The sequence below is a fragment of the Nucisporomicrobium flavum genome (assembly GCF_016464385.1).
Classification (GTDB): Bacteria; Actinomycetota; Actinomycetes; order Mycobacteriales; family Micromonosporaceae; genus Actinoplanes; species Actinoplanes flavus_A.
In genome coordinates, this window is record NZ_JADMLH010000023.1 from 69,189 (window position 1) to 80,439 (window position 11,251).

Sequence of the window (11,251 nt, forward strand, 5' to 3'; positions counted from 1 at the left end):
GTGACCGAGGATGTGTTCGGAGCGCTCGCCAACCCCGTACGCCGGCAGTTGCTCGTCGCCCTGCGCGACGGACCGCGGCCCGCCGGCGAACTCGCCGGGCTGTTCGCCCTGAGCCGGCCCGCGGTCTCCGAGCATCTGGCCGTGCTGCGGCACGCCGACCTCGTCCGCGAGGAGCCGCGCGGCCGGCACCGCTACTACCACCTGGCGGCCGAGCCGCTGGCCGAGGTGCAGGACTGGCTGCTGCCGTTCGAGCGGTACTGGCGGGACCGGCTCACCGCGCTCAAGAACGTCGCCGAGAGTGAGGATTTCCTGTGAGCAGGACCATCGAGCTGGACCAGTTCATCGCCCGCGCCCCGGACGTGGTCTGGCGGGCGCTCACCGAGCCGGAGTTGCTCGCGCGCTGGTGGGCGACCGGCGACATCAAGCCGATCGTGGGGCACCGCTTCACGCTGGACATGGGCTCGTGGGGACAGCAGCCGTGCGAGGTCCTGGAGGTGCAGGCCGGCCGCCTGCTCCGGTACACGTTCGCCGAGGGCACGCTGGACACGACGATCACCTGGCGGCTGGTCCCCGAGGGCGACGGCACGCGGTTGTTCCTGGAACACGCCGGGTTCACCGACGAGCGGGCCTTCCGCGGCATGGGCGGCGGCTGGCCCACCATCCTGGGCCGGATGACGGCGCAGCTTCCATAACGGCCAAGCTTCCGTAACGACGGCGTATCGGGCGGGCTACCGGCGTCAGCGCCCGGTTACGGTCGGGCCATGCGTTCCGGACGGCACTATGACCACCTCGTGGACGAGGCCGCCGGTGTGCCCATCATCGGCTGGGAGTTCGCGTGGCTGGACGGGCGTGCCGTCGGCTCCGACCCCTCCTGGTCCTTCCCCGGCCTGGCCCGGCCCCTGCTGCGCCGCGCGGGCAGCGTGCTCGACCTCGACACCGGCGGCGGTGAGCTGCTCGCCGAGCTCGCGCCGCTGCCCGCGCACACCGTCGCGGTGGAGAGCTGGGCGCCCAACGTCCCGGTGGCGCGGGACCGGCTCACCCCGTTCGGGGTGTCGGTGCTCACCGAGCTGCCCGGCGGCGAGGAGGAGTTCGACCTGGTGCTGAGCCGGCACGGACGGCTCCCGGCAGCCGACATCGCCCGGCTGCTCAAGCGCGGCGGCACGGTGCTGACCCAGCAGGTGGGCAGTGACGACCTGGCGGACCTCAACGCCGAGCTGGGCGCGCCGCCGCCGTACCCGCACACGTGGACCGCGCAGAAGGCGGTCGCGGCGCTGCACGCGGCCGGGCTCGAGGTGAGCGACGTCCGCGAGGAACGGCCACCGCTGACGTTCCACGACATCGGCGCGCTCGTCTACCAGCTGCGGGCGGTGCCGTGGCAGGTCCGCGGCTTCGACCCGGCCCGCTACGACCGCGAGCTGCGCCGCATCGACGCCAAGATCCGCACGTACGGGCACTTCACCGTGACCGCCCACCGGTTCCTGATCCAGGCGCACCGCCCCTGACCTCAGTCGAGGACCGCGCCGCAGGTCATGTTGATCGCCGCGCCGGTGATCGTGCGGGCCCAGTCGGAGGCGGCGAACACCGCCACGTTGCCCACGTCCTCCAGGGTCGCCGTACGCCCGAGCAGCGTCCGCGTGACCAGGTCCGCCTCGATCCGGTCGCGACCCTCGAACCCGTGCGGAATCGATTCCGGCACACCGCCGGTCCGCAGGGTGATCACGCGGATGCCGTGCCCGCCGAGCTCCGTGGCGAGCTGGCGGCGCATCGCCTCGACGGCCTCGAAGCCGGTCAGCAGCCCGCCGAGCGCGTGGCGGCGTGCGGCCGTGTGGTCACCCGAGCCGCCGAAGGCGAGGATCACCCCGGAGCGCTGGGCGCGCATGTGACGGGCCGCGGCGCGCGAGGTCAGGAACTTGGACCGTACGGCGGTGAGCACCGGGCTGAGGTAGTCCGCGGGTGACATGTCGGCCATCGGGGTGCCCTGCACGTCGCTGTCGGCGATGACGTTGACGGAGACGTCGATGCTCCCCGCGGTGGCGGCCACCTCGTCGGCGTGGGGGTCGACGGACCGCTCGTCGAGGGCGTCCACGATCGCGGTGTCGGCGCACCCGCCGGCCGCTCGGATGTCGCCGGCCACTTTCTCGAGGGGCTCGACGGTGCGTCCGGCGAGGAAGACGTAAGCGCCGTTGCGGGCGTACGCGCGGGCGATCGCGCCACCGATCCGGCCGCCGCCACCGTAGATGATCGCGTTCTTGTGCTCGAGCAGCATGGGGTCTCCTTCGCAGGGGTCGTCCCCCTACAACCCCGGCGGCGTCACGAACTCATCGGGCAGACCGAAATCTCCCGGCGGCGCGAGCAGGAACGACACCACCTCGGCGACGTGCTCGCCCTCGAGGCGCAGCACGTCGAGCCCGGCCCAGGTCCACCGCTCCCTCGCGTCGTCCCACAGGTAGGTGCCGAAGGCCGGCTGGCCGTTGGCCCGGGCCGGCAGGAACTGCCAGCGGTGGAGCAGGGGCCGTTCCAGCAGGAAGGCACGGATTCGCGTACGGCCGGAGAACCACTGCGGCAGCGGCGGCATCGAGTACGTGGCGTCCTCGGCGAGCAGCGCCACGATCGCGTCGACGTCGCCGGCGTGCCACGCGGCCGCGTACCGGTGGGTGAGGGCCTTGATGGTGTCGTCGGAGGGGCGGCGCGCCGGGGTGGGGCGGCGCCGCGCCAGGGTGGCCCGGGCCCGTTGCAGTCCGCTGTTCACGGCGGCGACGGTGGTCCCGAGCTGGCCGGCGGTCTCGGCTGCGGTGAAGCCGAGCACGTCGCGCAGCAGCAGCACGGCCCGCTGCGAGCCGGGCAAATGCTGCAGCGCGGCCACGAACGCCAGCTCGACGTTCTCCCGCTCTTCGGCGGCGGCCTCCGCGCTGCGCTGGGCGGAGGTCCGGCCGGGCCACGGTTCGAGCCAGGCGACCTCGCTCAGTGGGGCGCCGGGGCTGAGGTCGGCCGGCAGCTCGCGGCGGGCCCGGCGGGCGATGAGCGTGAGGCAGCGGTTGGTGGCGATGCGGTGGAGCCAGGCCCGTATCGAGCCGTCGGTGAACGTGCCGAGCCCGCGCCAGGCCCGGACCAGGGATTCCTGCAGCGCGTCCTCGGCGTCGTGCACCGAGCCCAGCATCCGGTAGCAGTGCGCGAGCAGCTCCGCCCGGTACGCACCGCTCAGCCGGCCGAAGGCGTCGGCGTCCCCGCCGCGGGCGGCAGCGAGCAACCGGGTCTCGTCCATGCGCCCATCAGAGCACGGTCAGGCGTCGCCCTCGCGCGCGCGGTGGAAGTGCTCGGCGAGCTCGTACGCGTCGATCTCGTCGTCGCCCTCGGCGTCGAGGAAGCAGACCCAGGCCCCGGTGGCCATGGCGAAGCCGACCTCCATCGCCGCGCCCTTGTCCTGCTGGTCACGGGAACGGACGACGCGGGTGTACGCGAGCTTCTCCAGCAGGGCCGGGTCGCCGTCGAGCCGGCCGGCGGGGACGGCGATCAGCTCGAAGGAGATGCCCTGGGCGTGCAGGATCCGGCTGACGTCGCGCAGGACGGTCAGCAGGCGCTCGTCCGGGCGGCGGAACGGCACGACGACGCTCAGCTCGACGGCGGTGACGGCGTAGGGGAACGGCTTGACGGTGAGGTGGCGGGCGGGCCCGGCGACGACCACGGGCGGCACGGCGAGGAGGTTCGGCTGGCTCATGCCCCAGAGATCGGGCCGCAACCTCAATGCAACCTCATCGCCGGCTCAGCACCCGGGCAAGAAGGGGCGTGCGATGACGAACCGAAGGGACATATAGTGGTCCGGTAAGAGGCTAAATTCTTTTGCTTCTTTCGCCGATCACAGCCCGGGGGTTCCGTTGAAGACTGAGACCGTGCCCGATCACCAGCCTCGGTGGTACGACGAGGTCCCCCAGCAGGGGCTCTGGCGCGCCCGGCCGCGCGAGAAGCTCGAGTTTGCCATTGCGACCCTGCTCCTCGTGGGACTCCTGGGCCTGCTGGCCTTCGGCGTGTCGCGCGGGTCGCCGGACCGCCCGGTGCCGTCGCCGGCGTCGTCCTCGGACGTCACGGTCTCCACCGGAGGATCCTGAGCTCGAAAGATGTGTGGGCAGCTAGGCTCTTTCGGGTCGCCGGATCACCCGAACGGATGAGTCGGGCCACGGACCCGGCGTCCACACTGTTCGGGTGGCAAACCAGACATCTATGTGGTCCCGGCTCAAGACCTGGCACAAGGCCGGCCTGATCGTCGCGGCGCTGGCCGTGGCCGGCGGCAGCGCCCTGGGCGTGACGGCGGCCCTCGGCGACGACGAGCCCGCACAGGTCGTGGGCCGGGTGGAACAGCCGGTCCAGCAGCCCTCCGGCTCGGCGTCGGCGGAGGCGGCGGAGACGCAGACCGTCGCCGGCAAGCAGAAGCGTACGGAGAAGAAGACCGAGCCGATCAAGTTCAAGACGCGGACCATCAAGGACAACTGGCTGCCCAAGGGCACCAAGGAGAAGCGCACTGAGGGGATCGACGGCGTGCGCACCCGCACGTACGAGGTCGTCCTCGTGGACGGCAAGGAGACCTCGCGCAAGCTCATCAAGAACGAGGTGACCCGCAAGCCGATCGATGAGGTGATCGCGGTCGGCAGCTACTGAGCCCCCGGGCCCGCCGTCACTCGAAGCGGTTAAGTCGATGCGGCGGAACAATGCAGCATGGAGTCTGCACGGAACGACCCGCGCGGCGGGAGCGCTCCCGGCGCCCGGTGCGTTTGACTCGGAGGATGCACGCACCACGAACCGGATGGTGGCCGCTGCGCCTGCGCCGCTGCCGCTGCGGGCTGCCCTGGCCGTGTCAGGAAGCCGACCTCGAAGCCGTCCGGGAACACTACGGCCGCGGCGACAACACCGGCGCCTGGACCCCCAAGCGCGACCCGGGCACCAACGAGTCCGGCGCCCCGCCGACCACCCGGCGGCACAAGCGCGACAACGGCGGGTCCCGCTGAGCCGGGCTCAAGTTTTCCGCACGGAATCCTCAAGGCAAGATCAAGGCCGCCGATCGTTCCGCCGTGGAAAACCAGTCGCGGTTCCCTCAGCCGGGCACCCGCCTCGTGCACATCGGGCGGCAGCCGATCTTCGACGCCTCCGGTGACATCGCCGGCTACGAGCTGCTGTTCCGGGGGAACACCAGCGCCGTCGAGGCCGGGCGGCGGGACGCGTACGCGACCAGCCAGGTGCTGGTCAACGCGTTCACCGAGTTCGGCCTCGACGAGGTCGTCGGCGACCGCATGTGCTTCATCAACCTCACCCGCGAGTTCCTCACCGGCGACCTGATCCTGCCGTTCGGGCCGGAGAACGTCGTGCTGGAGGTGCTCGAGACGGTCGAGGTCGACGACGCGGTGGTGGCGGGCGTGTCGAACCTCGTGGCGGCCGGCTACCGCATCGCGCTGGACGACTTCGTGTGGAAGTCCGGCCACGAGCGGCTGCTCCCGCTGGCCTCGTACGTGAAACTCGACCTGCCCTCCGCCGACGAGGCGGAGCTGCCCGGCCAGCTGGCGTTCTTCCGCAGCTTCCCCGGCGTGGAGATCGTCGCCGAGGGCTTGGAGACGGTTGAGCACCTTGCCCTGTGTGACCGGTACGGCATCGAGCTGCGCCAGGGTTTCGTGCTGAGCCGCCCCCAGGTGATGACGGCCGCGTGCATCACGCCGTTCAAGCTGCGCCGGCTGGAGCTGCTCGGGGCACTGAGCGCGGCGGAAGCCGACATCGACTACGTCGTCTCCATCATCTCCAGCGACCCGGCGCTGACCATGCGCGTCCTGCGGGCCAGCAACAGCGCCGCGGTGGGCACGATCCGGCGGGTGTCGTCGATCCGGCAGGCCGTCGTCATGCTGGGCCTCGCCCACATCCGCCGCTGGGCCATGCTGATGGTGGTCGACGACGTGGCGGAGGCGACCGAGGCGCAGCTGACGGACGCGCTCATGCGGGCCCGGCTCTGCCAGAACCTCGCCCCGCGGTTCGAGGTCGACCCGGACGCCGCATTCGTGGCCGGGCTCGTCACCGCGGTCGCGGACCTGCTGGGCATCACGGCATCCTCGCTGGTCAACCACCTTCCGCTGACCGGCGACATCAGCGCCGCCCTGACCCGCGGCACGGGCCGCCTCGGACGGATGCTGCGGGTGGTCGACGCGTACGAGCACGGCGACCTCGCACTGATGGGCGCGACCCCGGCCGGCAACGACCTGACCGGCGCGGTCATGGACGCCATGCGCTGGTCCACGCAGACGGTCTCGGCCACCCACGCCGACGAGGGCCCCCGCCCCCGCCGCCAGGCCCTTGCGGTCTCCTGACCCAGGTCTGTCACGCACGACTGCGTTGTACAGCGAAAACGCTGCAGTTTGCAGTACCGAGCGCAGGCGGCCGGCCGGTCAGCCGGTGGTGGTGTCGGCGGCGATCATGGCTTCGACCGGCATGATGGCCGCTCCCAGCGCCACCGCGTCACCGCCGAACGTCGACGGCCGCAGGTCGAACTGGGCGCCCGGCCGGGCCAGGCTGTGCGCCCGGATGGCCTGCTCCAGCCGCTCCCCCAGGCGTTCCATCAGCCGCAGCCCCACCCAGCCTCCGATGATGATCCGCTGCGGGTTCACCAGGTTGACCAGGTTGGCCAGGCCGATCCCCACGACGTCGACGACCTCGTCGCGTAGGCGGGCGGCCACCTCGTCGGATTCCGCCGCCTCGAGGAAGGCGCCGATCGCGCGCCAGCCGGTGCCGTCGAAGGTGCCGCCCTCGCGCTGCCAGGCGGTCAGGATGGCGTCGGAGCCGACGTACGCCTCGATGCACCCCTGCCCGCCGCAGCGGCACCGGCGGCCGCCGCGCTGGATCTTGGTGTGGCCCCATTCGGCGGCGCTGCCGGCGTACCCGTGGGTCATCCGGCCGTCGCTGATCATGCCGAGGCCGACGCCGCGGCCGAGGAGGGCGACCAGGCAGTGGTCGACCTCCTGCGCCGCGCCGAACCAGAGTTCGGCTTTGGCCTGCGTCTTGGCGCCGTTGTCGGCGAAGACCGGCAGGGTGGTGGAGATCAGCCGGTCGACGGGTACGGGCGGCCAGCCGAGCGTCTGCGCGTACAGGATCTGCTCGCCGGCGGCGTCGGTCTCGACGAGTCCCGGCAGGCCGAGGCCGATGCCGAGCAGCCGGGTCCACGCCTCCGGGTTGCGGTCGCGCAGCGCGTCGAGGGCCTCGCCGAGGTCGTGCGCGATGGTGTCGGCGGACTCCTCCTCGCGGCCGCCGCGGAACTCGCGGTCGACCCGGTTCATGGTCAGGTCGAAGAGCTCGACAGCGACGCCGCGTTCGCCGATGTCGGCGCCGATGGAGTACGCGGCTTCCGGGCGCGGGCCGATCAGCGCGATGGGCCGCCCGCCGCGGGACGACACCGAGCCGTTCTCCTGGACGAGCCCCTCGGCGATCATTTCGCCGACGAGTTTGGTGACGGAGGCGGGCGAGAGGTCGCACACCCGGCCGAGCTTCGCGCGCGTGGTCTCCCGGGCCAGGATGATGTGCCGCAGCACCAGCGAGCGGTTGCGGTGCCGCAGCGACGTCACCGTGGACGCCTCGGGGACGACGAGGCGCTGCCGCCCCGAGCTGAAACTCACGCTCATAGGCCTCCGACCCTAGTCAGCGAGCTGCACGCTGTGCAGGACGCCGTCCGCCTTCGCGCGTACGACGAGGGCGCCACCGGACCATTCGGCGTCGAACGCGGCCGGGTCGGACGCTTGGATCGTCCACGCGCGGGGCTGATCGGCCAGCGGGAAGCGGAATTCCTGCCCCGGGCCGGCGGCGATCCCGAGCGGTTCCGCGTACGGCTCACCCGCGGTGTGGTGCCAGATCGCGTCGAGCGTGGCGGGGTCGTGGCCGGCGAAGCGGCTGGGGGCGGCCGGGTCGGGTTCGGCGTACCCCCAGGCCGGCAGGTGCAGGGGCGCCCGGGCGAACAGGGCGTTGAGCACGTCGTCGCGCTGCACGCACCGGTCCAGGGCGACGTTGTCGAGCATGGCGTCGAGGATGCCCTGGGCCGTACGCGCGTCCACGTCGTCGGCGGGGTCGGCGATCCGGGACCAGCCGTCGGGCGTGGGGGCGGACACCGGGGAGGTCAGCGTGTCGAGCTTCTTCCACGGCCAGAGGTTCCAGCCGATGCCGTGCTGCTCGTACAGGCGGGTGGCGGTGTAGATCCACTCCGCGGTGTTCTCGCCGCCCTCGCCCATGTAGACGGGAATGCCGAGGCGGTCGCGAGCCTCGAGGTAGTCGCTGATCGCGGCTCGTTCCGGCGCGCACCAGTAACGGTGGAACTGCAGGACCGAGTTCGGGTCGAGCACCTCGGTGAAGATCGAGACGTCGGTGGACCACTGCGGGCCCTCGTACATGATCAGGTGGTCCGGGTCGACCTCGCGGATCGCGGCGGTGAGCTCGGCGTAGAGGGCCATCAGCTCGCGCGGGTAGACGTACTGCCATTCCTCCGGCAGCGGTTCGTTGAGCAGGTCGTACCCGAGCACCGCCGTACGGTCGCGGTAGCGCCGGGCGATCTCGCGCCACAGGTCGACAGTCTGTTTCCGGTAGCGCTCGTCCATGAACAGTTCAGGCTTGCCGTTCGGCGAGTCGTCGATGTTGGTACCGGTCTGCCCGCCCGGGGCGCCGTGCAGGTCGAGCAGGATCCACAGCCCGTGCCGCTCACACCATTCGACGGCCCGGTCGATCAGCGCGAAGCCGTCCGCCGCGGAAGGGCCGAGCACGACCCGGGAGTTGATCGGCAGCCGTACGTGGTCGAACCCGAGCGCCGCGATCCGCGCGATGTCCTCCTCGGCGATGAACACGTCGCGGAACCGTTTCCAGAAGTCCGTGGCCGCCTCAGGGCCGACGAGCCGCTCGATGCGGGCCTCGATCTGCCGGGGCGAGGCCAGGCCATCGCCGAACTTCCACATGTACCCCTCGGGCAGCAGCCAGTTCCCCAGCCCGACGCCGCGCAGCAACAGAGGCCGACCGGCCGCATCCACGATCTCGCGGCCCTCGACGTGGACGAAGCCCATGCACTCCCCCGCTTTAGTTCTGCCGGAAAATAAGCGAACCATAGCAGTGCTGGAGGCGGCGTTGAGGTTTCCGGCCGAACGAGGACGGCATGACCATGGCGCACGTGACCACCCCTCAGCTGGGTGCCCTGCACGAGGTTCTCCGTACGGAGGCCGTCGGTACGGCCTTCCAGCCGATCGTGCAGCTCGACAACGGGATGGTGCGCGGCTACGAGGCGCTCGCCCGCTTCGAGCGTGACCACTTCGCCAACCCGGCGGAGGCGTTCGCCGCGGCGACGACGGCCGGGTTCGGCGTGGAGCTGGAGCAGCTGGCGATCCGGCGGGCGCTGCTGCGCCTCAACGACCTGCCGGCCGGCGCGTGGCTCAGCCTCAATGCGTCGGTCGAGGCGCTGCTCGCGCCGGCGACCGTCGCCATGCTGCTGGCCCACGCGCACCGGGGGCTCGCGGTCGAGGTCACCGAGCACGTGCCGGTGCGCGACTACGGGGCGCTGGGCGAGGTGCTGGACCGGCTTCGCGCGGCGGGCATCCTCATCGCCGTCGACGACGCCGGGGCCGGCTTCGCCAGCCTGAGCCACATCCTGCAGCTGCGGCCGGACATCATCAAGCTGGACATCGGCCTGACCCGGGACATCGACACGGACCCGGTGCGGATCGCGCTGACCCGCGCGCTGGTGACCTTCGCCGACAGCGTCGGCGCGCTGCTGATCGCCGAGGGCATCGAGACGTACGCCGAGCACGAGCAGTTGCGTTCGCTGGGCGTACGGCACGGGCAGGGCTACTACATCGCGAAGCCGGGTGCGCTGCCCAGCCACCACATCGAGCCGCTGCTGTAAAGCTATTCCTCGCGGGTGGCGAGCCGGTCGAGGCCGGTCAGCACCTGGCCCGCCGCGGTCGTGGCCGTCGACAGCTGGGCGGTGACCTGGCCGAGCACCGCCGCCTGCTCCTCCACGGACGCCGCGATGTCGGTCTGCAGCTCGGTGATCTCCCCGACCGCGCCGGCCGTCGAGGCGAACGTCCGCGCCACCTCGTCGGTCTCCGCGACGATGGCGGTGATCACCTTGTTGACCTTGTCGACGCTGGTGGCGGTCTCGCTCGCCAGGTCCTTGACCTCGCTCGCCACCACCGCGAACCCCTTGCCGGCCTCGCCCGCCCGGGCGGCCTCGATGGTGGCGTTCAGCGCGAGCAGGTTGGTCTGCTCGGCGAGGGAGGCGATCAGCGCGTTGACGTCGGCGATCTCGGACACCGAGCGTTCCAGGGCCTTGACCTTGTCGGCCGCCGACGCGGCCGCGTCCTTGCCGGTCGCCGCGGTCGTCGCCGCCTGGCCGGAGCGGGCGGCGATGTCCTGCACCGACGCGGCCAGCGCGGCCAGCTGCCGGTCGACCTCAGCCACCGCATCGATCGCCGCACGGGCCTCCCCGCCGATCACCGCGACGTCGGCGGTGACGCGCCGGGCGCGGTCGGCCGCCTCGGCGGAGCGGACCTGCAGGTCGTCGGCGGCCCGCTGACGGGCCTGCTCCTCGGCTTCCTCGGTGAGCCGCCGCTGGTACTGCGCCTCCACCGCGAGCAGTTCGTTGTCCCGCTCCGCCTGCTCGGCGAAGTGCCACAGGATGACGATGCCGGTCACCTCGACGGCCGCCAGACCGGCGTGCAGGGCGACCATCCCGAGACCTTCGACGGCGCTCATGTGGTCCATGCCGAAGACGCGTTCCGGGACGATCAGGCCGAGCGTGCCGTGGTGCAGGACCACGATCACCACGGCCCACAGCAGCGGCTCCCACTGCTGGTAGAGCGCGACGAACACGAGGATTGCGTACAGGTGGATGTGCCAGGACAGGGCACCGCCGGACAGCTCGATCGCCACGAACGTGCACGCGATCAGCCCGATGCTGGTCACCGACGCCTTCGCCTTGGTGGGGCGTACGGCGGCGGACAGGCCCGCGATGACCGCGATGCCGAGCGGCAGCACCAGCGCCTCCCACGCCGGGCGCGGCCCGAGCAGACCGAGCAGGACGAAGACCGGTACGTGGCACCACAGCAGCACCGTGTTGATCCGGTGCCGGGCCGCCCAGGACTCGGCGGACAGGTGGGCACCACGGGGCAGCCGTCCGGCGCGAGCAAGCATGCTTGCATTCTGGGTCAAACCCACACCGGGAAAGGCGGCTTCTCCCATACTGAGGACCGCTGGCTGG

The 11,251-nt window shown here is 71.7% G+C and carries 14 protein-coding genes; 8 read left to right on the forward strand and 6 right to left on the reverse strand.

Features of this window, described 5'->3' with window-relative positions; translation table 11 throughout:
- From IT780_RS36140 to IT780_RS36150, 3 genes are all read left to right on the forward strand, one after another.
- Nucleotides 1–315: an ArsR/SmtB family transcription factor gene (locus IT780_RS36140; RefSeq protein WP_199516352.1), complete on the forward strand. Its 315-nt coding sequence runs from the start codon at nt 1–3 to the stop codon at nt 313–315.
- Nucleotides 312–692: an SRPBCC family protein gene (locus IT780_RS36145; RefSeq protein WP_307831559.1), complete on the forward strand. Its 381-nt coding sequence runs from the start codon at nt 312–314 to the stop codon at nt 690–692. Before IT780_RS36140 ends, IT780_RS36145 begins: the two co-directional genes overlap by 4 nt.
- Nucleotides 693–761: 69 nt before the next feature.
- Nucleotides 762–1,502: a class I SAM-dependent methyltransferase gene (locus tag IT780_RS36150; RefSeq protein ID WP_199516353.1), complete on the forward strand. Its 741-nt coding sequence runs from the start codon at nt 762–764 to the stop codon at nt 1,500–1,502.
- Between the two features lie 2 nt (nt 1,503–1,504).
- Here the strand turns inward: IT780_RS36150 and IT780_RS36155 are convergent, their stop codons facing one another.
- The 3 genes from IT780_RS36155 to IT780_RS36165 are packed head-to-tail and all read right to left on the reverse strand — an operon-like array spanning nt 1,505 to nt 3,715.
- Nucleotides 1,505–2,266, reverse strand: coding sequence for an SDR family NAD(P)-dependent oxidoreductase (locus IT780_RS36155; protein ID WP_199516354.1), 762 nt, complete (start codon nt 2,264–2,266; stop codon nt 1,505–1,507).
- A 27-nt stretch (nt 2,267–2,293) separates the two neighbouring features.
- Nucleotides 2,294–3,262, reverse strand: a complete 969-nt coding sequence (locus tag IT780_RS36160) for an RNA polymerase subunit sigma-70 (protein ID WP_199516355.1) — start codon at nt 3,260–3,262, stop codon at nt 2,294–2,296.
- A gap of 18 nt (nt 3,263–3,280) precedes the next feature.
- Complete coding sequence (locus IT780_RS36165) at nt 3,281–3,715, reverse strand: glycosyltransferase family 2 protein (protein WP_199516356.1); 435 nt, start codon at nt 3,713–3,715, stop codon at nt 3,281–3,283.
- A gap of 172 nt (nt 3,716–3,887) precedes the next feature.
- Between IT780_RS36165 and IT780_RS36170 the strand changes: the two genes are divergently transcribed.
- The 4 genes from IT780_RS36170 to IT780_RS43345 all read left to right on the forward strand — a co-directional run bounded on the left by IT780_RS36170 (nt 3,888) and on the right by IT780_RS43345 (nt 6,338).
- Complete coding sequence (locus IT780_RS36170; protein ID WP_199516357.1) at nt 3,888–4,103, forward strand: hypothetical protein; 216 nt, start codon at nt 3,888–3,890, stop codon at nt 4,101–4,103.
- Between the two features lie 94 nt (nt 4,104–4,197).
- A complete protein-coding gene (locus IT780_RS36175; RefSeq protein WP_199516358.1) occupies nt 4,198–4,650 on the forward strand; it encodes a G5 domain-containing protein in 453 nt (150 codons plus the stop codon).
- Nucleotides 4,651–4,775: 125 nt separating this feature from the next.
- The gene (locus IT780_RS36180; protein WP_199516359.1) at nt 4,776–4,997 is read left to right on the forward strand and encodes a hypothetical protein; all 222 of its coding nucleotides are present in this window, start codon (nt 4,776–4,778) and stop codon (nt 4,995–4,997) included.
- A 63-nt stretch (nt 4,998–5,060) separates the two neighbouring features.
- Nucleotides 5,061–6,338 carry an EAL and HDOD domain-containing protein gene (locus IT780_RS43345; RefSeq protein ID WP_307831560.1) on the forward strand — a complete coding sequence of 426 codons (1,278 nt, stop codon included), beginning with the start codon at nt 5,061–5,063 and terminating at the stop codon, nt 6,336–6,338.
- Between the two features lie 78 nt (nt 6,339–6,416).
- Here the strand turns inward: IT780_RS43345 and IT780_RS36190 are convergent, their stop codons facing one another.
- A complete protein-coding gene (locus IT780_RS36190) occupies nt 6,417–7,643 on the reverse strand; it encodes an ROK family protein (RefSeq protein WP_199516360.1) in 1,227 nt (408 codons plus the stop codon).
- Nucleotides 7,644–7,655: 12 nt separating this feature from the next.
- Nucleotides 7,656–9,062 (reverse strand): glycoside hydrolase family 5 protein, encoded by a 1,407-nt coding sequence (locus IT780_RS36195; RefSeq protein WP_199516361.1) that lies wholly within the window; start codon nt 9,060–9,062, stop codon nt 7,656–7,658.
- Between the two features lie 89 nt (nt 9,063–9,151).
- On the opposite strand from IT780_RS36195, the gene IT780_RS36200 reads away from it, so the two are divergent.
- Nucleotides 9,152–9,895: an EAL domain-containing protein gene (locus IT780_RS36200; RefSeq protein ID WP_199516362.1), complete on the forward strand. Its 744-nt coding sequence runs from the start codon at nt 9,152–9,154 to the stop codon at nt 9,893–9,895.
- Between the two features lie 2 nt (nt 9,896–9,897).
- On the opposite strand, the gene IT780_RS36205 is transcribed toward IT780_RS36200, so the two are convergent.
- Nucleotides 9,898–11,184, reverse strand: coding sequence for a methyl-accepting chemotaxis protein (locus tag IT780_RS36205; RefSeq protein WP_199516363.1), 1,287 nt, complete (start codon nt 11,182–11,184; stop codon nt 9,898–9,900).
- Nucleotides 11,185–11,251 lie beyond the last annotated feature (67 nt).

What these genes read in the sequence shown, in the direction of transcription:
- IT780_RS36150 (WP_199516353.1), top strand. Translation starts at nt 762, where the DNA reads ATGCGTTCCGGACGGCACTATGACCACCTCGTGGACGAGGCCGCCGGT.
- IT780_RS36155 (WP_199516354.1), bottom strand. Translation starts at nt 2,266, where the DNA reads ATGCTGCTCGAGCACAAGAACGCGATCATCTACGGTGGCGGCGGCCGG.
- IT780_RS36160 (WP_199516355.1), bottom strand. Translation starts at nt 3,262, where the DNA reads ATGGACGAGACCCGGTTGCTCGCTGCCGCCCGCGGCGGGGACGCCGAC.
- IT780_RS36165 (WP_199516356.1), bottom strand. Translation starts at nt 3,715, where the DNA reads ATGAGCCAGCCGAACCTCCTCGCCGTGCCGCCCGTGGTCGTCGCCGGG.
- IT780_RS36180 (WP_199516359.1), top strand. Translation starts at nt 4,776, where the DNA reads ATGCACGCACCACGAACCGGATGGTGGCCGCTGCGCCTGCGCCGCTGC.
- IT780_RS36190 (WP_199516360.1), bottom strand. Translation starts at nt 7,643, where the DNA reads ATGAGCGTGAGTTTCAGCTCGGGGCGGCAGCGCCTCGTCGTCCCCGAG.
- IT780_RS36195 (WP_199516361.1), bottom strand. Translation starts at nt 9,062, where the DNA reads ATGGGCTTCGTCCACGTCGAGGGCCGCGAGATCGTGGATGCGGCCGGT.
- IT780_RS36200 (WP_199516362.1), top strand. Translation starts at nt 9,152, where the DNA reads ATGACCATGGCGCACGTGACCACCCCTCAGCTGGGTGCCCTGCACGAG.
- IT780_RS36205 (WP_199516363.1), bottom strand. Translation starts at nt 11,184, where the DNA reads ATGCTTGCTCGCGCCGGACGGCTGCCCCGTGGTGCCCACCTGTCCGCC.